Source organism: Terriglobus tenax, from assembly GCF_025685395.1.
Classification (GTDB): Bacteria; Acidobacteriota; Terriglobia; order Terriglobales; family Acidobacteriaceae; genus Terriglobus; species Terriglobus tenax.
The window spans coordinates 623,267-645,837 of the sequence record NZ_JAGSYA010000004.1 but is presented as its reverse complement, the minus strand read 5'-3'; the positions used below and the strand labels follow the sequence as shown (position 1 = coordinate 645,837).

Sequence of the window (22,571 nt, the reverse complement as noted above, 5' to 3'; positions counted from 1 at the left end):
GGCAGTTCTCAGTTGTTAGTTGTCTCAAAGCAAAAAGGGGCGCGAATGCGCCCCTTTTTGCTTTGAGAAGCGGATGACAAAAGACAAGAAAAACAAAAGCGTTCGTGTTTTGAGATATCCCATCCATGCTTCGCATGGATGAGAGTTACTGCTTCAGGCCTTCGAAATAGCAGCGTTCGGTCATGGCGCAGTAGACGTGTTCGAGCGCGAGATGGCATTCCTGGATGTGGGCGGTGATGGTTGCCGGGATGATGACGGTGTAGTCGCACAGGCCCACCATGCGGCCGCCGTCCTTGCCGGTGAAGCCAATAGTGATCATGCTGAGCTTCTTGGCTTCTTCAATGGCGGTAAGGATGTTGGGTGAGTTGCCGGAGGTGGAGATGCCGAAGAAGACATCGCCCTTCGAGCCCAGGGCTTCCACCTGGCGGGAAAACAGGCGGTCGAAGCCGAGGTCGTTGCCGATGGCGGTCAGGTTGGAGCTATCGACCGTCAGCGCGATGGCGCGCATGGCGGCGCGGTCGTGGACCAGGCGGCAGACAAATTCCGCTACAAGGTGCTGCGCGTCGGCGGCGGAGCCTCCGTTGCCCGCGACCAGAAGCTTGCCGCCTTTCAGCATGGAAAGGGCGGTGGCCTCGGCGGCGGCGGCAACGGTAGAAAGAATGGATTCGTCGGCCAGAACCTTCTGGATGGTGGCTGCGGTGCCGTTCAAATGTTCGCGAACGAGGGAAGTCATGTGCCTAGTTTCAAGGGCATAGGTGTGCTGCGCAAGTTAATCCTCGTAACGACGGTTTTGCCATGTCTTGATAGGCTGTTTGTTGTGAGGATGAACAAATGCTGAACGAAGCACGTTTGTTCCCGGCAGAGCCGGGTGTACGCAAGATTGCCGAAGCGCTGTATGAGACGGTGAAGAACCTTCCCATCATTTCGCCGCACGGGCACACGGACCCGCGCTGGTTTGCCGAAGACTCGGCCTTTCCCGATCCGACAGCCCTGCTGATCCAGCCGGACCATTACGTCTTCCGCATGCTGTACTCGCAGGGTGTGAAGCTGGAGAGTCTGGGTGTGCCCCAGGTGGACGGCAAGCAGAAGGCCGATTCGCGTGAGGCCTGGCACATCTTTGCCAAGCACTACTACCTGTTCCGCGGAACGCCGACCCGCATGTGGCTGGACTATACCTTCGAGAAGCAGTTCGGCCTGACCGAGCTGTTCAGCGAGAAGAACGCGGACCTGTTCTACGACACCATTGCGGCCAAGCTGCAGACGCCGGAGTTCCGCCCGCGCGCGCTGTTTGAGCGCTTCAACATTGAGACGCTGGCGACGACCGATTCGCCGCTGGACTCTCTGGAGTATCACCAGCAGATCAAGGACTCCGGCTGGAAGGGCCGTGTCATCCCGACCTTTCGCCCGGATGCCGTTGTCGACGCCGAGTATGCCGACTTCCAGAACAACCTGAAGAAGCTGGGCGAGCTGACCGGAGAGGACACGACCCACTACAAGGGCTACCTGGCAGCCCTGCGCAAGCGCCGCCAGTTCTTCATCTCACTGGGTGCGACGGCGACCGACCATGGTCACCTGACGGCGATGACCGCCGACCTGGGTGAGGCCGCGGCCAGCGCGCTGTATGCGAAGATCTACGCGGGCACGGCGGACCACAAGGAGATCGAGCTCTTCCAGGCGCAGATGCTGACCGAACTGGCCGGCATGAGCGTGGAAGACGGCCTGACCATGCAGCTGCATCCGGGCTCTGTCCGGAACCACAACAAGGTGGTGTACAACAAGTTTGGCCGCGACAAGGGCGCCGACATCCCGTCTCCGACGGAGTATGTGCGCAACCTGCGTCCGTTGCTGGATAAGTACGGCAACGCTCCGGGTTTCACGCTGATCCTGTTTACGCTGGACGAAACGACCTACAGCCGCGAGCTGGCACCGCTGGCCGGACATTATCCGAGCCTGCGGCTCGGCCCGTCGTGGTGGTTCCATGACTCGCCGGAGGGCATGATGCGTTTCCGCGAGCAGGTGACGGAGACGGCCGGCTTCTACAACACGGTCGGCTTCAATGACGACACCCGCGCCTTCCTGTCGATTCCGGCACGCCATGATGTGGCCCGCCGCATTGACTGCGCCTTCCTGGCGCGGCTGGTTGCGGAGCACCGCATCGGTGAGGACGAGGCCTTTGAGGTGGCGCAGGACCTGACCGTGAACCTGGTGCGCAAGGCCTACAAGCTGTAGCCTGATCAACTGGAAGTGAAGGGGCTGGCGATTTCGTCAGCCCCTTTTGCTTTTTGTCCCACGGTGGAAGCAAAGGCAAAGAGAGGCAAAAGCGAAATGCAGGTCTTTTTGCGGCACACCTTCCAAGTGCAACAGGTTCGTTGATATGCTGGTTGCTAGCAAAATTGGTTCGACCAGTTTGGGATTGTGAGGATTTAGTTCGATGAGTGACGTATTGCGGATTCCGCGGTTTTCGATCGGTACTGGCGACCGGTTCGCCCACCAGGCAAAGGCTCAGCTGCAGGCCTGCGTGAACGCGGCCAAGGCCGGTGTGGAGGTTGTTCCGGTGTGGAACAAGTCCAACCGCGAGCACACGATCATCGGCAGCGAACCCACGCAGACCCGCGCCGCGGCGGATGCCGCTGTGAAGGCGCTGGGCTGGGACAAGCCGTACTTCCTGGACGCGGACCACATCAACCTGAAGACGATGGGCCGCTTTGTGGCTCCTTGCGATTTCTTCACGATCGACGTTGCCGACAACATTGGTGAAGCGGCTGCCCCGGCGGATGTGGATGCCTTTGTTGCGCGCCACCCTGAGCTGGTGGGTACGGTCAGCATCCCGGGCATTGCCGAGCCGTTCAAGACGGACGAGGCGTTTGTGAAGGGCGTTGCCAACAAGTTCCTGGCAGCTGTGCAGGAGGCGGGCAAGATCTATCGCGCCGTGCTGGAAGTGAAGGGCGAGGGCAAGTTCGTTCCGGAGATCTCGATGGACGAGACCGACCTGCCGCAGACCCCGGTGGAGCTGCTGATTATCCTGGCGGCGATTGCCGATGAGAAGGTGCCGATCCAGACCATTGCGCCGAAGTTTACCGGCCGCTTCAACAAGGGCGTGGAGTACGTGGGCGATGTGGCCAAGTTCACCACCGAGTTCGAAGAGGACCTGGCGGCGATTGCGTTTGCCGTGAAGAACTACGGCATGGAGCCGAACCTGAAGCTGAGCGTCCACTCGGGATCGGACAAGTTTTCCATCTACGCTCCCATTCACCAGGCGGTGACCAGGACCGGCGCTGGCGTTCACCTGAAGACGGCCGGAACCACCTGGCTGGAAGAGGTGATTGGCCTGGCGGAGGCCGGTGGATCGGGCCTGGAGATTGCCAAGGAAGTGTATGCGGAGGCCTTTGGCCATGCCGATGAACTGATGGCTCCGTATGCCACGGTCATCGACATCAAGAAGGAAGAGCTGCCGACGGTTGCTGCCGTAAATGGCTGGACCAGTGAGCAGTATGTGGGCGCCCTGCGCCACGTGCAGAGCAATCCTCTGTACAACGCAAACTTTCGTCAGCTGATCCACGTGGGCTTCAAGGTGGCGGCGAAGATGGGACCGAAGTACCTGGAAGCGCTTGAGGCGAACGAGGAGATCGTGGCCAAGAACGTGACCGAGAACCTGTGGGAGCGCCACATCAAGCCGGTGTTCCTGGGCCAGTAATAGAGTGGTAGTGCAAAGAAGAGCGCGGCAGGGATGTGCCGCGCTCTTTGCTTGAGGCAAAGAATGATTCTGGTGTTGATGGGAGTATCGGGTTCGGGCAAGTCAACAGTGGGCACGCTGCTGTCTGAGCGTTTGCACTGCGTCTTTGCGGATGCGGATGACTATCATCCGGCGGCGAACAAGGCGAAGATGGCCGCGGGCCATGCCCTGAACGACGATGACCGCCAGCCGTGGCTGGAGCGGTTGAATGAAGTGATGCGTGGCTGGCACGAAGCGGGCAGCAATGGCGTTCTGGCCTGCTCCGCACTGAAGGACAAGTACCGTGTGACGCTGCGGCAGGGAATGCCCGAAGGCACGGTGCAGTTTGTGCTGCTGGATCTGCCGAAGGAAGCGATTGCGGAGCGGCTGGCGGCGCGCAGCCACGAGTTTATGAACCCCGGCCTGCTGGACAGCCAGCTGGCGACGCTGGAGCGTCCGACGGACGCGATCATCGTGAAGAACGACCGCCCGGTGGAGCAGGTGGTGGACGAAATTCTAAGCAAGGCAACGAAGTAGGGAGGAAGAGATGGGTCACAAGCTGTTTGATCTGACGGGTAAGACCGCGGTTGTAGTGGGTGGAACTTCAGGCATCGGCCTGGCGATGGCGCTGGGACTGGCCGAGGCGGGCGCGGATGTGGTGGCGAGCTCTCGCCGTCAGGAGCAGGTGGACGAGGTAGCCGCGAAGATTGAGGCGCTGGGCCGCAAGACGCTGCGTATTGCCACGGACGTGAATGATCGTGAGACGCTGCAGGTGCTGGCGGACAAGACGCTGGAGACCTTCGGCAAGGTCGATATCCTGATCAACTGCGCCGGCAAGATCAAGCGTGAGCCCACGCTGACGGTTCCGGAAGAGACCTGGAACGACATCTTCAATACCAACGTGAACGGCACGCTGCGCGCCTGCCAGATCTTCGGCAAGCACATGCTGGAGCGCGGCTACGGACGCATTGTGAATATCGCCTCGCTGAACACCTTCGTGAGCCTGAAGGAAGTGACGGCGTATGCGTCGAGCAAGGCCGCCGTGGGCGCGCTGACGCGTTCGCTGGCGGTGGAGTGGTCCTCGCAGGGTGTGACGGTGAACGCGATCGCTCCGGGTGTGTTCCGCACGGACCTGAACGCGAAGCTGCTGGATGAGTCGCCGCGCGGGCAGGAGCTGAAGATGCGTACGCCGATGGCTCGCTTTGGCAAGACCGAGGAGCTGGTGGGTGCGGCGATCTTCCTGTCGAGCGATGCGGCTTCGTTTATCACCGGAGAGATCCTGGTGGTGGATGGCGGCTTCCTGGCGAGTGGTGTGAACCAGTAAGAGTGTTTAGAGACGAGAAAACGGAGCGCCCTTGGGCGCTCCGTTTTTGTTTAGGGAACGATCCCATGTCCGAATCCGGGCATGGGCACCCGGAGTTGCGGTTCTTTTAGCGGGCCAGCCAGCCGCCGTCGACGTTCAGCACGGTCCCGGTGATGTAGTTGGCCGCGGGGCTGGAGAGGAAGACGGCGGTGGAGGCGATGTCTTCGGGGTCGCCCCAGCGGCCGGTGGGGATGCGTTCGAGGATCTGACGGTTGCGGGTCTCGTCGTTGCGCAGGGCCAGCGTGTTGTCGGTGGCGATGTAGCCCGGCGCGATGGCGTTGACCTGAATGCCTTTTGGCGCCCACTCGTTGGCCAGGGCCTTGGTGAGCTGGGCTACCCCGCCCTTGCTGGCAGCGTAGGCGGGGACGCGGATGCCGCCCTGGAAGCTGAGCAGTGAGGCGATGTTGACGATTTTTCCGGGTGCTCCGCGTTCGATCAGCGCACGGCCTACGAGCTGCGAGAGCTGGAAGACCGAGTTCAGGTTGATTTGGATGACCTTCTGCCAGTCTTCAAAGGGGTAGTCGACGGCCTCGTGGCGGATGATGGTGCCGGCGTTATTGACGAGGATGTCGACGTGTCCGAACTTCGCGATGACCTGGTCGAAGAGGTGCTTTGCGCCTTCGGTGGAGGAGAGGTCAGCCTGAAAGGCCGCGGCGTTGCCGCCGATGGCGGCTGCTGTAGCCTCTGCCGGGCGTGAATTGCCATGGCAGGCGACGGTGGCGCCGGCCTGAGCCAGTGCCTGGGCGATGGAAGCGCCGATGCCTGCGGAGGCGCCGGTGACGAGAGCGATCTTGCCATCAAGACGGAAGGAGTCGAGGATGTTCATCTTTTTTGACGATAGCATTTTGCAGGTGGCGTGGCCTGCCGATCGCTTGAAACAGGAGACAGGCCACAGGTGTCAGCGTGGCAGCGGCTTCAGGTTGACGGTGTGTCCGGAGTTTGCAGAGGTTCGTGCGGCGTCGAGGATCTGCATGACGGTCACATTGGTGTCCAGGGAAGTCAGGTCTCCCAGGTCCTTCACCTCCCCGTGCAGCACCGCGGCAAGATACTTCAGCGAAGTCGATTCCTGAGCGGGTAAAGCAGGTGCGGTGGGGGAGCTTTCCTCCTTCTCTCCCTGGAAGCGTGTTCGCAGGCCGGACGGGCCTACCGTGAGCGCCATGCCCTGTGTGCCGTAAAGCTCCATATCCTTGCGTGCGAAGCTCCAGTTCCACGAAGGCATGAGGACGGCTTGCATTTTGGGGTAGCGCACGATGATGGTGGCATCGTCATCGACCTTGGGATAGATGCCGGGCTTGTCTGTCTGTGTCACCGCTGTGACCGAAAGCGGTGTCTGGCCGTGCATCAGGACGGTGATGAGGTCCGCGCCATAGCATCCGAAATCAAAGAGCGAACCTGCGCCATTCTTGACCGGATCGGTAAGCCACGGGAGCCATTCCGGACCGACTCCGATCTCCCTGGGGCCTTCGTGGCCGTCGTGAACCACGACTTTGCGGACGTCGCCGAGTTTGCCGTCTTTGGCGAGACGCAGTGCCTGCGCATTGGAGGAGTACCACGTCGTCTCGTAATTGACCAGGACATGCACACGGTACTTGCGGGCAGCATCGCGAATCGCCAGTGTGTCCGGCATGGTGGTCGCGAGCGGCTTCTCCACCATGGATGAGATGCCGTGCTTCGCGGCCGCTTCAATCACGCGCCGATGATCGAGGATGGTCGTGTAGACCAGGACCGCGTCTGGATGCGTGCTGTTCAGCGTTTCTTCCAGGTCTGTATGAAAGAGGGAATGGTCGAGCGAAAATTTCTTCTCGTACCGTGCGGCCAGTGCGGTATCCGGTTCCACGATCGCAACCAGCGTCGCGTCCTGCGATTTTTGAAAATCCCGCAGAAAACCCTGAACGTGTCCATGCACAAGGCCAACGATCACGACCCGGATGGGAGCTTTTGCAGACTGAGCCTGCAACGTGGAGACGGCCAGCAGAAGGAGGAGGAGAGAGCGGCTCAGCTTCAACACGATGGGTTCCTTTTTCCCCGTCTGCCAGTGTCAGGTGGCCAATGGAATCCGGTCAAGCGAGGAGAGTTCGAGGAAACCGGCCCTGCTTGTTCTCGATGAAAACCGGGAAATGGTAGAACCAGTTCTGGTATGGTGGGGTGGTCTAAAAAAGGATTCCGGTCATGAAGCGTACAGGATGGGCAGCGTTGGCGCTGTGGATGGTGATCCCTGCCATGGCGCAGGAAGCGACGGTCGACCCCGCAAATGTGCTGGCGGCGCGCGGCAAAGAGTTTCTTGAGATGGCAAAGGCCGCGGACAGCGGCAGCTACAGCGAGACGCTGAAAGACTATGGCAACCACAAGGTGATGCTGGCCGCCCGCGCGAAGACAGGTACGCCGGAGTATCACACCGAGTGGGCGGACATCTTCGTCGTGCTGGAGGGCGAGGTGACCATGGTGGTGGGTGGCACGCTGAAGGACCAGCATGCGATTGAAGGCAAGCCCGGCGAGCTGACCGGCTCCGGCATTGAAGGCGGAACGAAGATCGTTCTGCATAAAGGAGATGTTTTCCACCTTCAACCGAAGTCGCCGCACCAGGCCCTGCTGACTCCGGGTAAGACGCTGCTCTACTATGTGATCAAGGTGAAACAGGAATGAAGCTGCTGCAGGTTGCGGATGCTGTGCGCTACGAGCGCATGACGACGGACGAGATTCGGGAAGCGTTTCTCGCGGATGGATTGGCGGTACCGGGCTCGCTTGAGCTGACATACATTGACCTTGACCGTACCGTGGTGGGCTTTGCCGTTCCCACGGCAGGTGCGCTGGAATTGCCGTGTCCGGCGGAGCTGCGCGCGGAGTATTTCTGCGAGCGCCGCGAGCTGGGCGTGCTGAATGTGGGCGGCGCGGGCGTGGTGACGGTCGACGGCAAGGAGTTCGCGCTCGACAAGCTGGACGTACTGTACGTGGGCCGCGGGGCAAAACAAGTGAGCTTTGCAAGCAAGAGCGCCGAGACTCCGGCTGCGTTTTACCTGCTGAGCTATCCGGCGCACGCGGAGTGGCCGACGGCGATGGTGAAGTTTGCCGATCTGAAGCCGGTGGAACTGGGATCGCTGGAGACCTGCAACCATCGCAAGATCTACAAGGCGATCCACCTGGAAGGCCTGCGGAGCTGCCAACTGGTGATGGGCTTTACGCTGCTGGAGCCGGGATCGAACTGGAACACCATGCCGCCGCATACGCACATGCGCCGCAGCGAGGTGTACATGTACTTTGACGTGGACCCCGCGCACCGCGTTCTGCACCTGATGGGGCCTGGCGATAAGACGAAGCACCTGGTGCTGGCGGACCGCGAGATTGTGGTTTCTCCGGGCTGGTCGATCCACGCCGGTGTGGGCACCAAGAGCTATGGCTTCTGCTGGGGCATGGGTGGTGAGAACCAGCGCTACGACGACATGGATGCACTGACAATTGCAGGCCTGAAATAAATGATTCTTTCGATCAAACCGGTGCAAGAGACCGGACATGACCTGGTGTCGCTGGGTGAGGTGATGTTGCGCTTCGATCCCGGCGAGACCCGCATTGCCCGCACGCGCAACTTTACGGTGTGGGAGGGCGGCGGCGAGTACAACGTGGCGCGCGGCCTGCGCCGTTGCTTCGGCATGAAGAGCGCCATTGTGACGGCACTGGTGGATAACCCCGTGGGACGCCTGGTGGAAGACCTGATGCTGCAGGGCGGAGTGGACCTGAAGCATGTGCTCTGGTCGAAGTTTGATGGTATTGGCCGCGAGGCGCGCAATGGCATCTACTTCCTGGAGCGGGGCTTTGGGCGTCGTGGCGCCGTGGGCATGATGGACCGCGGGCATACGGCGATTGCGCAGTTGAAGCCGGGCGATATCGACTGGGCGGCGATCTTCGCGCATACGCGGTGGTTTCATACCGGCGGCGTGATGGCAGCGCTGAGCGAGGACTCCACGGCGCTGGTTCTGGAAGCCATGCTCGAGGCCAAGCGTCATGGTGTGATCGTTTCGTTTGACGCCAACTACCGTCCTTCGCTGTGGAAGGAACGCGGCGGCCGCCGTGGATCGGTGGAGGTGAACCGCATGCTGGCAGAGCATGTGGATGTCTTCTTTGGTCATGAGGGCGATCTGAGTTCTGACCTGGGGCCGGCATCGCAGGGACCGGCCTGGCATACAGCGGAGAGCTTTGCTGAGATGGCCGGGCGCGTGGTGAAAGACTTCCCGAACATCAAGGTGCTGGCGACGACGATGCGCAAGGTGCATTCGGCCAGCAGCAATGACTGGGGAGCGTTTGGCTACGCGAACGGCACCGCGGTTGAGGGGTTGCGGTTTGACCGGCTGGACATTCTGGACCGTGTCGGCGGCGGCGATTCGTTCGCCTCAGGTCTGATCTACGGCTTGTTATCAGGACGTGACCTGAAGTGGTCCATTGATTGTGGAGTGGCGCATGGTGCGCTGGCCATGTTGACGCCGGGCGACAGCTCGATGGCAACACTGGCCGAGGTTGAGGGAATGATGTCCGGCGCGGGTGCCGGCGTACAGCGCTGAGCAAGCGCGGGAGAAGAGGATTTATGTCGTCGAAGCAGGAGATTCTGAGCCAGATCAAGGAAGCATGCCTGGTGCCGGTATTACGTGCCAGCAGCCCGGAGAAGGCAGTGCGTTTGGCGCGCGCCGCGGCCGAAGGCGGCGTCTTCGTAATGGAAGTGACCATGACGGTGCCGGACGCTGTCAGCGTGATTCGCACGCTGGTCAAGGAAGATCCGGAGATGCTGATTGGCGCGGGCACGGTGCTTGACCCTGAGACCGCGAAGGCCTGCATTGCCGAAGGCGCGAAGTTTATCGTGAGCCCGGCGCTGAACCTGCGCACGGTGGAGTACTGCCGCGAGATGGACATTGCCGTGTTTCCGGGATCGCTGACGCCGACCGAGATTGTGACGGCGTGGCAGGCGGGCGCGGATGTGGTGAAGGTGTTTCCGGCTGGAGCGATGGGCGGAGCCAAGTATCTGAAGAGCCTGAAGGCTCCGCTGCCGCAGATTGAGATGATTCCCACGGGCGGAGTGACCGTGGAGACGGCACATGAATTCCTGGCTGCGGGTGCGTTTGGCCTGGGCGTCGGCGCGGACCTGATGGATGAGAGCAAGCTGGATAATGGCGGTGTGACGGCCAAGGCTCGTGAGTATATGGCCGCGGTGAAGGCTTTTCGCGAGAAGAAGTAAGTCTGTTCTTTTGATCGTTGTAGTTGTATGAAGAGACGGGACGCCGGCCATTGAGGCCGGCGTTGGTTTTTACATCAATCTTTGCGGCACGGCTGAAGCTGTGCCCTGACGAAAGACAAAAGCAGATTCCTTTGCTGCGCTGCGGAATGACAAACAAGAAAGGCAAAGGCGGTCGAGCTTTGTTCGATGCCAACATCTGGCTTTGCCCGATATGGGGCACACCCGGGTTGTGGCTGGGATGACAGGTCGTCAGACGCCCGGCACGCGTCGGGACCAGAGCAGCGGTTGCCGCATGGGATAGATTCTCAGCACGGCCAGGTTGTCGAGATCTTCCGGGTCGGGTGACAGAGTCTTCCAGATGGCGGTGTATTCGGGGCGCTGGTAGGCGCGGCCTGCAAGGTAGAGCGAAAGCGGACGCAGAGGGTGCTGGCGGAAGTTCTGCGCATCGGACCGGTAGCGCCACCGCATCTTGTCTTCCAGCGAGGGGGCGAGGAAGGCGACGGCGGATCGCAGTCCCTTGCCGTCGCTGGTCTGGAAGGTCCATTGCGATTCGAAGGGGGTGGAGAGCACCTCGCAGGCCAGCGAGAGGCTCTCCAGGTGAAAGATGGAGTTGGCATAGGGCGCGGGGCTGGCCAGGGCTGCCGGGAAGTTGCCGTCGAGCGATAGCAGAGACAACAGGACATCGCGGAAGCGCCGCAGGCAGTAGCCGGAGATGGTGGCGATGTTGGCGAAGCGGGCGTATTCGGCCGCCTGTGCCACCCAGCCGATGCCGTGGATGGAGCGGGTGTCTCGTTCTCCCTGGCCGAGCACGGAGTCATACATCCAGTGTGCGTAGTCGCCGATCCATGCTTTCAGGCCCTTGAGGTCGGCTTCGGAGAGGTCTTCCGACGCGGAGAGGAAGCTGAGGGCGCGGACGACCTCGACCAGGAAGATGGTTTCCAGGATGCCGGTGGCGCGTCCGGCGGCGACGCCAGGGATAGCCTGCGCGTAGTTGAGTGAGGGGTTCATGCGCGTCTCCGGTGCGAGGAACCAGGCGCGGAGATGGGCGATGGCGGCGGTGGAGTACTTCGCGTCCTTGGTGATCATCCACGCGGAGACGAGCGCGGGGATGATCTGCGCCATGCGGAGCACTGCGTCGCCGTGCGCGTGGAAGGCATCGGAGTTTTGTTCGCCGGGGTGGCGTGTCCAGGGCCTGGCGGGGTCTGATCCGGGGAACCATTCTGGATCTTCGGAGTAGAAGTCGTTGGCTGTGCCCGTGGAGCGCGGTGCGGGGAAAGCCGTGATGGTGGTGGGCTTGCGCGTGAGATAGACGCCGGCCACACGCAGGATGCGGTCATGGTCGATGGCAGCTACGTCAGGCCGCGTGCCGCCAACGGGCGCGCCGAGAGAACCGGGTGTCTGCGCGTGCAGGGAGAGCCCGAAGGCGCCTGCGGTGGCGAGGAAGTGGCGGCGGTCCATGGCAGGAAGCATACCCGATATCGGAAGCGAAGATCAGGGCAGGTTGAGGAGGCTGCGGTAGACATCCTCGGTCTGGTCGATGATGTGTTTCCAGTCCATGTGGTCGAGCACGTACTGCCGATTGAAGCGCGACATGGCGGTGCGGCGGGCAGGGTCGTCCAGCAGCGTGTTGATGGCGGTGGCTAGCGCGGGAGCATCAGAGGGCGGAACCTTGATGCTGCCCTGATCCGGGACATAGTGGCCAAGCCCGCCGGCGCGTGTGACGATCAGCGGTCTTCCGCAGGACATGGCTTCGAGAGCGGCCATGCCGAAAGGCTCGCCGAGTGAAGGCATCAGGAAGAGAGTGCAGTCGCGGTAAAGAGCAATGGCCTCCTCGCGCGGCTTCCATCCCAGTGGATCAATGGCATGGGCTACGCCAAGCTGCTGCGCCAGTTGCATGACCTGGCTCAGTTCGGGGCTTTCGCCCACCAGCTTCAGGCGTGCTCTGGGATGTTTTGCGAGCACAGCGGGCAGGGCTTCTATGAGCGGATAGATTCCCTTGCGCCGGTTGGGGTTGGCGAGGAAGAGCAGGGACGGAGCGTCCTGCTCCGCCCGTGCGCTTTCGACCATGTCATAGCCGGCGCGTGGTGTGAACTGGCTGGCGTCAATGCCGTAGGGGATGTAGTGCAGCTTGCCGTCCAGCAGCTCCGGCAGGGGCAGAAGATCTCGGCTGGCCGGTGAGCTCAGCAGCAGGGCATCCGCGTGAAGCTGCTGCAGGGCCGCCATGGAGTCGCGCACCACGCGTGCGATGCGGCTGCCCGCGATGGAATTCGGATCTGCCGGCCAGCGTGCGGAATAGATGCCGAGCGCAAGGGGAAGATTACAGCCCAGCAGCGCCAGCGAGATGCCGGAGTAGACCGGGTTCACCTGGTGGACCAGGTCGAAGTCGACGGTCTTGCGCAGGCGCTGGAACAAGGGCCGCAACTGGCGCATGTAGCGCAGGCGCGCGGAGAAGTTGTCTTCCTGGATGGGCAGCAAGTGCAGGTGCAGATTGGGCGGCACGCTGCCCTTCAGGTCAATCTGCTGGCAGACGGCGTGGAGGGTATGGCCACGTTCGGCAAGGCGCGTCAGGTAGCTGTGCGCGATCAGGCCGTCGCCGTGCGGGCGGTAGTCGGTGAAGAGCTCCGACGAGTGCGGGACGAAGATATTCAGTGGCCTCATGCGTGGGCCTCGCGGCGCAGGATGCGCGAGAAGAGGGCGATGAGATAGCGGATGTCTTCCGCGGTGGCGACGACACGCGGCATGGGCAGTTTGAGGAAGATGGGGAAGCCCACCATGACCAGAAGGAAGCGCGTGGTGGTGGAGAGCAGAAGCGCGATACCGGCGCCCAGCAGTCCATACTTCGGTGCCAGAAGCAGAAGCATGGGCACGGTGAGCAGAAGGCCGACAATCTGGAGGAAGGTGATCACACCGGGGCGTCCCAGCGCCATGAAGGCCTGGGAGAGGACGGTAGTGGCTCCTGCCAGGATGACCTCAAGAACGAGCACACGCAAGACCTGTGTTGCGCTGCGGTACTGTGCTCCGTAGAGCAGCGTGAGCGCCTGTGGTCCAAGGATGATGATGCAGGTGCCGGCGGCTGCGGTCAGAAGGGTGGAGAGGCGTGTGGAACGCGAAGTCATCTCGCGTACGGCATCGGGTTCCTGCGCGACGGCGCGCGGGAACAGCACCATGACCACGGAGAGATGGAAGGCGTTGAGCATGCGGGAGAGGGAAAGCGCGACGACATAGATGCCGAAGCTCTCCGGCGACAGCAGGCGGACAACCAGCGCCTGATCCACGTACAGCGCCATGGTGCCGCAGAGGTCAATGCCGTAGGAACGGATGCCGTAGGAAAGCAGCATGCGGCAGGAAACGAACACATGCACAAAGCGCGGGTGGAAGGCCTTCCATAGCAGCGCCAGCATCCAGAAGGTGGGCACAACCCCGACCACCACGTAGGAGAAGGCCGCGCGCAGCGGCGTCATGGTGTGGGTCAGCCGCAGAACCACCAGGCAAACCAGCGTGAGCAGTGGCGAGGCGACCAGCATCTTGTTGCTGGCGACAAAATTGCCACGACTTTCAAGCGCGGCGCGACCCGCCAGGCCCAGCGACTGCAGGGGAGCGCTGATGACGAAGATGCGGGCCCAGAAGATGGTTTCCGCGCCATATTGAGGGATCCAGTATGGGAGGAACAGGACACCCACCACGATGGCCAGCAGGCTGGTGACAAGGGAGATCAGCAGGCCGGAGGCCATGAGCGAGGAGTGTTCTTCCTCACGGCTGCGCAGTTGATAGGTCAGCGAACTGGGCAGGCCAAGCGTCAGGGCAGAGGCGAGAAAGATGGGCCACAGGATCAGCGTGGCCAGAATGCCGCGGCCTTCCGGAGCAAGCGTACGTGCCGTAAGGATTCCGGTGGCCGCATTGACCATGAGGATCAGCAGCTTGGCGCCCACGGACTGAGCGACGGCGGCTGCGGAGGAGAGTTTGCGCTGCGGTTGCGGCGTCGTAATTTTGCTGGCAGAGATTGTCATGCAATAGGGGCAACACGATTTGCCGGACGCAGTGGAGATCGCCGCGCAGGCGTTGGTGGTACGTGATCCTGGTTCCAGCGCTCGGCGGCAAGCGCAACTCCGGCGAAGGTCCAGAAGAAAGTGCCTGTGGAACCTACAAACAGGTTACTGCCGATGATCTGCGCAAGGAAGGCAATGCAGATGACCTTGGCGGTCCAGGCGAAGGTGTCGTCTTCCGCACGCTGTGTCTTGTGCAGTATGAACCATCCCACGCCGGTCAGATAGAAGGCCGTTCCCAGCCATCCCAGCGAGAAGAGCATGGTCAGGATACCGGAGTCGACGACAAGATTGCCGATGACCTCCTGGTTGCGCAGGCCGTGGCCGAAGGGATCGCTCTCCACCTTCTTGATGAGCGTGGCATACATGTCCTGACGCTCGTTGAAGCTTTCATCGCGGCCAAGGTGGTTGAAGGTGGAGAAGCGCTGCTGAAGGAACGGCCCAAGCAGAGGGCTGGCGGCCAGGGGAATGAGAGCTAGGCCGATGAAGATGAGCGTGGACATGCTCTTGAGCATGACCTTGGCGCGAACGCCCTTCAGCAGGATGACCAGGCCGATGATCCAGGTAAGCCATGCCGTGCGCACCACGGTCAGCAGAAGGGCGAGGAAGCCGGCCACGGTAAAGATGGATTTGCCACGTTGTGGAGCGATGAGCAGAAGCAGAAGGCCGGCAACCAGCAGGTTGGCGAAGGGGCCGGCGGAGTTCATGGTCGACCAGATGCGGTAGCCCATCGGCTCGGGCGTTCCGAACGAAGGATCGATCAGGCCCTGGGTGATGTTCTGCAGCCAGTAGTTGTCCCACTCGGGGGCTGTAAAGAACTGGTAGATGCCATAGGCGCTGAGCACCAGCGTTCCCCAGGCAAAGGTGGAGAAAAGAGCGCTGCGATGCTGCGGATAGCTCTTCCACTGCGTGGCGACGTGGTAGCCCAGAAGGATAGGCGAGCCCCAGTTGAACAGGCCATAGACCACTTCCATGGAGGGATGCAGAAAGAGTCCGACGATCAGGCCATACAGTACCGCGCCACCGCAGAGGGCGAACGGGAAGATGGAGGTCTTCTCTTTCACGCCGGGACGAAGGATCGTGATGATCGAGATACCGGAGGCAAGCAGGGGAGCCAGCAGCGTGAGGTTAGGTTCAGCCCAGCCCGCGCGGTAGTCGACCATGCGGCGGACAAAGGGCGTGACAAACCAAATCCAGAGAGTGAACTGCAGGTAGAGCACGGGACGCTTGAGCAGCAGGTTGACCGCAATCAGAACAGTAAGAGCCGGATACGCAAGCCGCAGAATGGAGCCTGCGCCCGCGGCGAAGAGTGCGAGCAGCACAGCCGCGGAGGCTGCGGCCAGGACGGCGGTCGAGGTCAGCGATGCGGACGGCAGCTCGGGTTGTTGCTGTTCCGGCTCAGCCGGCCGTTCCAGTGTCGCGTTGAGGATCATGTGCGCGGCTCCCTGGAGAACTGCGCGAGGGTGCGGCGATACAGATCTTCATGAGCGGCCACCAGCTTGCTTTGCGGAAAGCGCTCGATCATGCGGCGGCGGCCTTCGGCGCCCATCTGCTGACGGAGCGCGGGGTCACGGGCAAGGCGATGGATGGCAGCGACGAGCGTGGAGGCATCCTCGGGCGACCCGAGCAGGCCGGTCTGCTGGTCGTCGATGATCTCAAGAAAGCCATCGAGCGCCGGAGCGACGGCTGGAATGCCGGTGGCCAGGGCTTCCGCGACGGCAAGGCCAAAGGGCTCGACCGAAGAGTTCAGCGCGACCATGTCCATGGCGTTGAGCAGCGCGGGGACGTCCTGGCGTGCGCCCAGCCATGTGACCTGCGGGGTGAGGTTGTGTTGCGCGAGAAACTGCTGGAGTTGTTCGGCATAGGCCTGGTTCTCGGCGGTGAACAGAGCTGCTCCGACGAGGAACAGCCGGACGTTGGGCATCTGTTGGCGCGGCGCGGCGAAGGCCTGCACCAGTTCCAACTGGCGCTTGCGGGGTGTGATCTGGCCGAGAATGGCAACGGCCACTTCGTCCGGTGCAAGCTGCAACTCGGCGCGCAGGCGATCGCGCGCGGCGGCGTCTGGGGCAAAGCGTTCGGTGTCGACGCTGTTGTGGATCACCGTGATGGGGAGATGCCGGATCTGCTTCTCTGCATCGTCGTCACGGAAGCTCCGCTCGCTGGCGTGTGAGACCGCGATGGCCGAGATGCGACGGTTGCGGTATGCCATGCGGCGGATCAGCTTGCCCAGAACATTGCGCGGCAGCATGTCGTGCAGATGCCACAGTACCGGGATGCCGGTGCCGATGTTGGCGAAGGTGGTGATCAGCGCGGCGCGGATTGTGTTGGCGTGAATCAGTGCGGGACTGGTCTGAAGGATCGCGCGGCGGTAGCCAAGAACGCTGGAAAGGGATGACACAATGGAACGCGCGAGCTTGATGGGGTTGGAGCTGAAGCGCGAGTTGATGGAAGGAAGCGTGATGACGGGAACATTGAGAGCAGCGCAAGCGCCCTGCAGTGGGCCTTCCGGGCAGGCGAGCACGGGCCGGAACTGTGTCCGGTCAAGGTCGCGCAGCAGGTCCTGCAACACACGTTCCGCGCCACTGACGGGCGCGGTGTGGTTCATGTACAGGATGGTGGCCGGTTGGCGGGCTGCATTCATGCGTCAGGGAATACGATCCAGCGGGTTCATGTAGACCCCCACGTTGGCCAGCTTGATGAAGCGCGAGATGCGCGAGATGCGGTCGCGCGGCACCATGATCATGTCGCCGGACTGCAGCGGCATATCGTTCTCCAGGTACTGCGTCTTGTCCAGTTTACCGAGCTTGAGGATGTGGACCTCCGCGAGATCGTTATTCACCTTGCGGAAGAGGATCACCTGGCCCGCCCTGGCGTTCTCGGTCCATCCGCCGGCAAGCATGATGGCGGCCAGAGCGGTGGAACCTTCCTGGAGATCGACCTTGCCGGGTTTGGCGACCTCGCCCGACACCACGGCGAAGGGCTTGTGGAACTCGCGCAGGACGATGGTGATTTCAGGATCGTTCAGACGTTCGGCAACGGACTTCAGGATGGTGTCGTGCACGTGGTCGACGGTCATGCCTGCAATGTGGATGTTGCCCACAAGGTTCAGGTTGATGAAGCCGTCCGGCTGCACGGTGACCGTCTGGTCGAAGCTGGGGCTGTAGCGGTAGTGAATCTCAAGGACGTCGCCGGGCAGAATGCTGTACTGCGGATGCTTCTGCAGCGTGGGCGTCTGCGCGCCGAGCACGGGAAGAGCGAGGAAGAGGAGAAGAAGCGTGCGAAGGGCTTTCATGTCCGTTACACTCCCATCGCTTCCAGCCGGCGGAAGATCCATCCGGGCACGGGGTAGTTTCGCTTGTTCAGAATGTGGCCGAAGATGTTGCCGCCAGCGGCCTGTATGGTGCGCTCGGTGTAAAGAATCTGCCGCTTCTGCGTGCGGTCGGCTTCGATGACGATGATGACGCCATCCACCAGCGGAGCAAGGCCGGTGACAAAGTGTCCGTCCTTAACGGAGGGGCAGTCGACCAGAACGTAGTGAAAATTGGCGCGCAGTTCGTACAGCACTTCCGAGCGACGGTTCAGGCGGTCCATCTTTTCAATCGATTTCTGAAAGTCCTCTGAGAGCGGCAGTCCGGTTCCTTCTTCCAGGGCGCTGGCCTGCACACGAGCGGCGGTTTCGCCAAGACGTTCTGCGAGCATCTCTGTGATGTAGGTAACGCCCGCGCCGGAGTGGGGTGCTGTGATGGCGATGACGAGACCCCTAGGCAGATTTGCCGTGGCCTGGCGCTGCACAAACAGCTGGTCCACCAGGCCATCGCAGGCCATTGCCAGGCGTTCGTCCAATTTTCTGGGTCCGGATGGCATGATTAGAGCCGCTCCTTACGGTGGATGAGGAGCGAAGTGTTGGGCGTTCGCGGCAGGGTTGGCGGCATCAGCGTGGCCTCGTAAATCCTGGAGGCTACCGGCAAGGTTGCCAGCACGGGATGGCGGGAGAGCGACTCAAGCTCACGCGGCGTGGAGATAGTGGTGCGCGTCATCTCCGCAAAGTAGACGCAGGCCAGCGCGATGAAGACAGCGGAGGCCAGTCCCAGCGCCAGGTTCGTGAGCGGCTTCGGTTTGACCGGCATGTAGGAGAGCGTGGGGCTTTCCGCAATGGCCACGTTCAGCAGCTTGCGCTCGTCCATGGCATCTTCAATCTGTGCCTGGTCACGCTTCTGCATGTAGAGCGTGTAATTCTCTTTCAGGTTCTCGGCGCGGCTCTGCAGCAGGTTGAAGGGAACCGTAAGACCCTGTACCTCGCCCATCTTTTTGTTGAGCGAAGCAATCTGCTGGATCAGTGCGTTCTTCTGCTGCACGGTGGCGGCATGCTTGATCTCGTCCTGCACATAGACCGTGCGAAGCTGCTGCCAGGTAGGATCGACATCGCTGGTCAGCTCTTCGGCGCTGCTGCCGATGGCATTGTTCAGGGCCTCGCGCGTCTGCATCAGCTGCTGGTCGATCTCCTTCACCAGGCGATCGTCCGAACGGAACTGCGTGAGCAGCGCGGTGCGCTTGTTCTCAAGCTCGACCACCAGGCTGGAAAGCTGCTGGATGGACTGCTGGTTCGGGACGGTCTTCCGGGTTGTCACCTGCCGCTGCGGCGTCTGAGACAACTTGCGCGAGTCGGCCTTCATACGTGCTTCCAGTTCATGCAGGCTGACGTCGGTGTCGCGCAGGTTCGTCTGCGCGGTGGCAATGTCTTTCTCCAGCGATGTCTGCTGGTCAGCGGTGGTAACCAGTTGGTGCTGCTGCTGGAACTCCACCAGCTTCTGCGTTGCTTCATCCCAGGCCTTGCGGTAGCGGTCGGCTTCGTTGGAGAAGAAGTCTGAAGCTCCCGGGGGACGCTGCAGCTTGCGGTGCTCCGCCAGGTAGGCGGTGGAGAGCCGCTGCAGGGTCGCCTGTGCCATGGCGGGGCTATCGGCCGTCAGCGATACGTTGATCACGTTTGACTTGCGTGTGGGCTCGGCGCTGAGGTGACGCTGAAAATCCGAGACCAGCTTTTCGTGCTGGCGCACCTCCTCCGGGCTGCGGGTGGAGGCGTAGCGGGGGTCCCAGGCAGGATCGGCCACCGGCTCGAGCACGTCGCGCGAATACAGAATCTCGAGCTCGGAGTTGATCTGCTGCTCGGTTACGTCGTTGGCGGCGGTCGTGGCCGCGGTCTTCTCGGCGGAGATGATGACGTTGCCGCGCGAGTTCTGCACAAGGAACTTCATCTCCGACTGGAAGACGCGATGGGTCAGCGCTGTAATGACGATGGCAAACATGGTCACCAGCGGAATGATGGTGAAGATCATCTTCTTACGGCGGAAGGCGATCTCGATCACATCTCTGAGAGAGAAAGAGCTCTTGGGTTCTGTCATGGACGGCCTGCTTTCCCGCTGCCCGCGGCAGCAAGTTCAGGGATTTCCAGGGCAGGAATTGGGTCAGGGGACAACTGGGCAAACTCCTTGGAGGCACTGCGCACTACGTCCAACAACCGGCGGCGGAAGACCGTGGTGTCGTAGCCCTCTGCGTGGCTGCGAATGCGCTGTGGGTTAAAGGTCATCGACTCAAAACGCAGGATGGCTTCGGAGAGCGAATCGGCATTGGCTTCGCGGAAGAAGACGCCGGTCTCACCATCGAGAACGGTCTCCATGGCTCCGCCACCGTAAAAAGCAATCACAGGGCGGCCGGAGGCGTTGATCTCCAGGGGCACCATGCCGAAGTCCTCTTCGCCGGGGAAGAGCAGGGCGCGGCAGCGCGAGGCATGGCGGTTCACCACCTCGTCCGGGGCGCGGCCAAGGAAGGTCACGGTCGGTCCGGCCATGGCTTCCAGGCGTGCGCGGTCAGGGCCATCGCCGATGACGACCAGCTTGCGGCCAAGCCGCGTGCAGGCTTCCACCGCAAGATCGATGCGCTTGTACGGCGTCAGTCGCGTGAGAACGAGGTATGAATCATCCACCTCTGCCGAAAGCTGAAAACGCGAGGTCTCAATGGGAGGAGGAATGACGATGGACTCTCGTCCGAAGGCGAAGCGGATGCGTTCGGCCACGGCGTGCGAGTTGGCGATGAAGATATCGGGCTGTCGTGCGGCACGCATCTCCCAGGCCTTCAGCGGCTTGAGCAACAGGTTCAGAAGGGTGCGCTTCCAGGCGCTGAAGCCCTCGCGGGCAACGTAGTCCGCCGTGCGCCATACCCAGCGCATGGGTGTGTGGCAGTAGCAGACATGCACCGCACCCTTCCGCTTACGGACGCCCTTGGCATAGCCAAAGCAGGAGGTGACGATCAGGTCGTATGCGTCGAGCTTGGCTCCTTCTACCGCGAAGGGATAAAGCAGGAAGTAATAACGGAAATACTTCGCTTTGCCTGGCAGGGACTGCATCCACGTGGTGCGGATGCCTTGCTGGCGGGCATAGGCAGACAGGCGCTCCGGCGCGTACAGCGTCGACCACAGGTCGGCGGGGGCAAGCGTGCGGTGAATCTCTTCCGCGACCTTCTCCGCGCCGCCAGCCTGTGCGAAGTTATCGTGGAAGACCGCGATCCGGAATGGGGCGGTGCCGTGGTTCATGAGGCTCCACGGCCTTTGACGACGGCCGGAACGGTCAGGGCCAGAATGCGCAGGTCCAGCATCAGGGTCCAGGTATCGATGTAGCGCAGGTCAAGTGCGATCCATCCATCGAAATCCAGGTTCGAACGGCCGGAGACCTGCCACAGGCCGGTCATCCCCGGCTTGACGGAGAAGCGGCGCATCAGGCTCAGCTCCGAGAAGCGGTTGACATCGCGGGTCGGCAGCGGACGAGGGCCGACGAGGGACATCTCGCCGCGCAGAACGTTGAACAGTTGCGGCAGTTCGTCGATGGAGGTCTTACGGATGAAAGCGCCGATGCGGGTGACACGGGGGTCGCTCTTGATCTTGAAGACCGGGCCGGAGGTCTCGTTCAGGTGCTCCAGCTGTGCCTGCAGCTTTTCGGCGTCCACCACCATGCTGCGGAACTTGTACATGGAGAAGGGGCGCTTATTCAGGCCGTAGCGAGTCTGCTTGAAGATGACCGGGCCCTTGCTGGAGAGCTTGATCGCGATGGCGACCGCCAGGAGGATGGGCGAGATGAGCAGGATGCCGAGCAGCGATGCCGTGAAGTCAAAGGCGCGCTTCAGGAAACGGCGGCTGTCATGGTGCACCATGCGCAGCACAATGCGGTCTTCGTCGCGATGCAGGTTCTTGGTGACGGAGGTCGTAAAGATGTTGGACAGGTACTGCGACTGCACGCCCGCGGCCTCGCACAGGTCGATTGCGCGCTGAATCTCCTCATACTGCGACTTGAGCGGGAGGGCGATGAAGACCTCATCGACCGGCTGGCTCATCAGCAGATCATGCAGCGTATCCATACCGCCCAGGTAGGTCATGGGCATGTGATCGTCGGCAAAGGGTTGCGGTTCTGAATCCACGTAGCCGAGCAACCGGTAGTCCCACTCCGGATGCCCTGGCAGTCCCTGCACAAGCTTTTGCGCCAGCGAACCGCTGCCGATGATCAGAGCGGTGCGGACCTGGCGCGTGTAGCTGTGGATATACCCGGCGAAGAGGGTCGCTATGCCTCTGCAGGCATAGAGCGAGGTGATGGTGAGGATATAGAACAGGGCCGTTGGGCGGACGATGCCGCCGCCGGTCGAGCGCGCCATCAGGGCAAGCGAGGCTACCGGCGTGCACAAAAGTGAGGCCAGGAAGATGCGGCTGGCAAGATGGCGGAAAGAAACGGCACGGTAGACGCCGGAGGCCCACAGCACCAGCCTCCAGGCCATCAGGCACGCGACCAGCAGGCCAAGATTGCGCAGAGAGATGCGCAGGCCCAGAAAGGTGCCGAGGTTTGAGCGGTCAATCGAGGTGGGGTAGCAGGCAACCGCCGTAACGGCAAGGCTGAAGGTCAGCAGGGCAAGATCAAGCCAGGCAACGACAGAGCTGGAAAAGAGACGCGCTGCCGCCTTGCGTTCAGACATGCTGAAGCCCGGGGCCGGACGCCCGGAGGCAGGACGGACGGCAGTATGACCGCCGGAGTACACTCGCGGTGTTGTCGACATTCAATCGATTCCTCATGGCAGCTCGGGGGAGCCTTCTCAACTTAGGGCAACGAGTGCCGTGCAGTACTTTCAGATTGACGGGAGACCACTCTCCGCCACATTAGCTTGAGTTGAGATTAGCACCGCAACTCTTTGATTTATATT

Annotated in this window: 21 protein-coding genes; 8 read left to right on the top strand and 13 right to left on the bottom strand. The window is 61.8% G+C overall.

The window, feature by feature from the left end; all coding sequences use genetic code 11:
• Nucleotides 1-145: 145 nt before the first annotated feature.
• A complete protein-coding gene (locus OHL13_RS08205) occupies nt 146-733 on the bottom strand; it encodes a D-sedoheptulose-7-phosphate isomerase (protein ID WP_263409645.1) in 588 nt (195 codons plus the stop codon).
• Between the two features lie 98 nt (nt 734-831).
• On the opposite strand from OHL13_RS08205, the gene uxaC reads away from it, so the two are divergent.
• From uxaC to OHL13_RS08185, 4 genes are all read left to right on the top strand, one after another.
• The gene (gene uxaC / locus OHL13_RS08200; protein WP_263409644.1) at nt 832-2,229 is read left to right on the top strand and encodes a glucuronate isomerase; all 1,398 of its coding nucleotides are present in this window, start codon (nt 832-834) and stop codon (nt 2,227-2,229) included.
• Between the two features lie 202 nt (nt 2,230-2,431).
• A complete protein-coding gene (locus tag OHL13_RS08195) occupies nt 2,432-3,694 on the top strand; it encodes a tagaturonate epimerase family protein (RefSeq protein WP_263409643.1) in 1,263 nt (420 codons plus the stop codon).
• A gap of 63 nt (nt 3,695-3,757) precedes the next feature.
• Nucleotides 3,758-4,249, top strand: a complete 492-nt coding sequence (locus tag OHL13_RS08190; RefSeq protein WP_263409642.1) for a gluconokinase — start codon at nt 3,758-3,760, stop codon at nt 4,247-4,249.
• Nucleotides 4,250-4,259: 10 nt separating this feature from the next.
• On the top strand, nt 4,260-5,036 hold the full coding sequence (locus tag OHL13_RS08185) for an SDR family NAD(P)-dependent oxidoreductase (RefSeq protein WP_263409641.1): 777 nt from the start codon (nt 4,260-4,262) through the stop codon (nt 5,034-5,036).
• Between the two features lie 106 nt (nt 5,037-5,142).
• Here OHL13_RS08185 and kduD read toward each other — a convergent pair whose 3' ends face one another.
• Both kduD and OHL13_RS08175 read right to left on the bottom strand, forming a co-directional pair.
• Complete coding sequence (gene kduD / locus OHL13_RS08180) at nt 5,143-5,901, bottom strand: 2-dehydro-3-deoxy-D-gluconate 5-dehydrogenase KduD (RefSeq protein ID WP_317889913.1); 759 nt, start codon at nt 5,899-5,901, stop codon at nt 5,143-5,145.
• Nucleotides 5,902-5,973: 72 nt separating this feature from the next.
• Nucleotides 5,974-7,083: a Gfo/Idh/MocA family protein gene (locus OHL13_RS08175; RefSeq protein WP_263409640.1), complete on the bottom strand. Its 1,110-nt coding sequence runs from the start codon at nt 7,081-7,083 to the stop codon at nt 5,974-5,976.
• A 161-nt stretch (nt 7,084-7,244) separates the two neighbouring features.
• Between OHL13_RS08175 and OHL13_RS08170 the strand changes: the two genes are divergently transcribed.
• The 4 genes from OHL13_RS08170 to OHL13_RS08155 are packed head-to-tail and all read left to right on the top strand — an operon-like array spanning nt 7,245 to nt 10,293.
• On the top strand, nt 7,245-7,718 hold the full coding sequence (locus OHL13_RS08170) for a cupin domain-containing protein (protein ID WP_263409639.1): 474 nt from the start codon (nt 7,245-7,247) through the stop codon (nt 7,716-7,718).
• Complete coding sequence (gene kduI, locus OHL13_RS08165; RefSeq protein ID WP_263409638.1) at nt 7,715-8,545, top strand: 5-dehydro-4-deoxy-D-glucuronate isomerase; 831 nt, start codon at nt 7,715-7,717, stop codon at nt 8,543-8,545. The genes OHL13_RS08170 and kduI overlap by 4 nt, the downstream gene beginning before the upstream one ends.
• Nucleotides 8,546-9,625 carry a sugar kinase gene (locus OHL13_RS08160; RefSeq protein WP_263409637.1) on the top strand — a complete coding sequence of 360 codons (1,080 nt, stop codon included), beginning with the start codon at nt 8,546-8,548 and terminating at the stop codon, nt 9,623-9,625.
• Between the two features lie 23 nt (nt 9,626-9,648).
• The gene (locus OHL13_RS08155) at nt 9,649-10,293 is read left to right on the top strand and encodes a bifunctional 4-hydroxy-2-oxoglutarate aldolase/2-dehydro-3-deoxy-phosphogluconate aldolase (protein WP_263409636.1); all 645 of its coding nucleotides are present in this window, start codon (nt 9,649-9,651) and stop codon (nt 10,291-10,293) included.
• A 249-nt stretch (nt 10,294-10,542) separates the two neighbouring features.
• Here OHL13_RS08155 and OHL13_RS08150 read toward each other — a convergent pair whose 3' ends face one another.
• From OHL13_RS08150 to OHL13_RS08105, 10 genes are read right to left on the bottom strand one after another with little or no spacing between them, the layout of a single operon-like run.
• Nucleotides 10,543-11,763: an alginate lyase family protein gene (locus tag OHL13_RS08150; RefSeq protein ID WP_263409635.1), complete on the bottom strand. Its 1,221-nt coding sequence runs from the start codon at nt 11,761-11,763 to the stop codon at nt 10,543-10,545.
• 21 nt (nt 11,764-11,784) lie between these two features.
• Nucleotides 11,785-12,951, bottom strand: a complete 1,167-nt coding sequence (locus OHL13_RS08145; RefSeq protein ID WP_263409634.1) for a glycosyltransferase family 4 protein — start codon at nt 12,949-12,951, stop codon at nt 11,785-11,787.
• Nucleotides 12,948-14,300 (bottom strand): lipopolysaccharide biosynthesis protein, encoded by a 1,353-nt coding sequence (locus OHL13_RS08140; protein WP_263409633.1) that lies wholly within the window; start codon nt 14,298-14,300, stop codon nt 12,948-12,950. The genes OHL13_RS08145 and OHL13_RS08140 overlap by 4 nt, the downstream gene beginning before the upstream one ends.
• Entirely contained in the window at nt 14,297-15,769 is a 1,473-nt protein-coding gene (locus OHL13_RS08135) for an O-antigen ligase family protein (RefSeq protein WP_263409632.1), read from the bottom strand. Before OHL13_RS08135 ends, OHL13_RS08140 begins: the two co-directional genes overlap by 4 nt.
• Entirely contained in the window at nt 15,766-16,977 is a 1,212-nt protein-coding gene (locus OHL13_RS08130; protein WP_263409631.1) for a glycosyltransferase family 4 protein, read from the bottom strand. Before OHL13_RS08130 ends, OHL13_RS08135 begins: the two co-directional genes overlap by 4 nt.
• Nucleotides 16,978-16,980: 3 nt before the next feature.
• Entirely contained in the window at nt 16,981-17,628 is a 648-nt protein-coding gene (locus tag OHL13_RS08125) for a polysaccharide biosynthesis/export family protein (RefSeq protein WP_263409630.1), read from the bottom strand.
• A 5-nt stretch (nt 17,629-17,633) separates the two neighbouring features.
• A complete protein-coding gene (locus OHL13_RS08120; RefSeq protein ID WP_263409629.1) occupies nt 17,634-18,200 on the bottom strand; it encodes a P-loop NTPase family protein in 567 nt (188 codons plus the stop codon).
• A gap of 2 nt (nt 18,201-18,202) precedes the next feature.
• On the bottom strand, nt 18,203-19,735 hold the full coding sequence (locus OHL13_RS08115; protein WP_263409628.1) for a GumC family protein: 1,533 nt from the start codon (nt 19,733-19,735) through the stop codon (nt 18,203-18,205).
• The gene (locus tag OHL13_RS08110; RefSeq protein WP_263409627.1) at nt 19,732-20,922 is read right to left on the bottom strand and encodes a glycosyltransferase; all 1,191 of its coding nucleotides are present in this window, start codon (nt 20,920-20,922) and stop codon (nt 19,732-19,734) included. Before OHL13_RS08110 ends, OHL13_RS08115 begins: the two co-directional genes overlap by 4 nt.
• On the bottom strand, nt 20,919-22,427 hold the full coding sequence (locus tag OHL13_RS08105; RefSeq protein ID WP_263409626.1) for a sugar transferase: 1,509 nt from the start codon (nt 22,425-22,427) through the stop codon (nt 20,919-20,921). Before OHL13_RS08105 ends, OHL13_RS08110 begins: the two co-directional genes overlap by 4 nt.
• Nucleotides 22,428-22,571 lie beyond the last annotated feature (144 nt).

Coding starts and splice junctions, on each gene's coding strand:
- OHL13_RS08130 (WP_263409631.1), bottom strand. CDS start 16,977: ATGAATGCAGCCCGCCAACCGGCCACCATCCTGTACATGAACCACACC.
- OHL13_RS08115 (WP_263409628.1), bottom strand. CDS start 19,735: ATGACAGAACCCAAGAGCTCTTTCTCTCTCAGAGATGTGATCGAGATC.
- OHL13_RS08110 (WP_263409627.1), bottom strand. CDS start 20,922: ATGAACCACGGCACCGCCCCATTCCGGATCGCGGTCTTCCACGATAAC.
- OHL13_RS08120 (WP_263409629.1), bottom strand. CDS start 18,200: ATGCCATCCGGACCCAGAAAATTGGACGAACGCCTGGCAATGGCCTGC.
- OHL13_RS08160 (WP_263409637.1), top strand. CDS start 8,546: ATGATTCTTTCGATCAAACCGGTGCAAGAGACCGGACATGACCTGGTG.
- OHL13_RS08170 (WP_263409639.1), top strand. CDS start 7,245: ATGAAGCGTACAGGATGGGCAGCGTTGGCGCTGTGGATGGTGATCCCT.
- OHL13_RS08135 (WP_263409632.1), bottom strand. CDS start 15,769: ATGATCCTCAACGCGACACTGGAACGGCCGGCTGAGCCGGAACAGCAA.
- OHL13_RS08190 (WP_263409642.1), top strand. CDS start 3,758: ATGATTCTGGTGTTGATGGGAGTATCGGGTTCGGGCAAGTCAACAGTG.
- OHL13_RS08155 (WP_263409636.1), top strand. CDS start 9,649: ATGTCGTCGAAGCAGGAGATTCTGAGCCAGATCAAGGAAGCATGCCTG.
- OHL13_RS08185 (WP_263409641.1), top strand. CDS start 4,260: ATGGGTCACAAGCTGTTTGATCTGACGGGTAAGACCGCGGTTGTAGTG.
- kduD (WP_317889913.1), bottom strand. CDS start 5,901: ATGAACATCCTCGACTCCTTCCGTCTTGATGGCAAGATCGCTCTCGTC.
- OHL13_RS08195 (WP_263409643.1), top strand. CDS start 2,432: ATGAGTGACGTATTGCGGATTCCGCGGTTTTCGATCGGTACTGGCGAC.
- OHL13_RS08125 (WP_263409630.1), bottom strand. CDS start 17,628: ATGAAAGCCCTTCGCACGCTTCTTCTCCTCTTCCTCGCTCTTCCCGTG.
- OHL13_RS08205 (WP_263409645.1), bottom strand. CDS start 733: ATGACTTCCCTCGTTCGCGAACATTTGAACGGCACCGCAGCCACCATC.
- OHL13_RS08105 (WP_263409626.1), bottom strand. CDS start 22,427: ATGTCGACAACACCGCGAGTGTACTCCGGCGGTCATACTGCCGTCCGT.
- OHL13_RS08150 (WP_263409635.1), bottom strand. CDS start 11,763: ATGCTTCCTGCCATGGACCGCCGCCACTTCCTCGCCACCGCAGGCGCC.
- OHL13_RS08145 (WP_263409634.1), bottom strand. CDS start 12,951: ATGAGGCCACTGAATATCTTCGTCCCGCACTCGTCGGAGCTCTTCACC.
- OHL13_RS08140 (WP_263409633.1), bottom strand. CDS start 14,300: ATGACAATCTCTGCCAGCAAAATTACGACGCCGCAACCGCAGCGCAAA.
- uxaC (WP_263409644.1), top strand. CDS start 832: ATGCTGAACGAAGCACGTTTGTTCCCGGCAGAGCCGGGTGTACGCAAG.
- kduI (WP_263409638.1), top strand. CDS start 7,715: ATGAAGCTGCTGCAGGTTGCGGATGCTGTGCGCTACGAGCGCATGACG.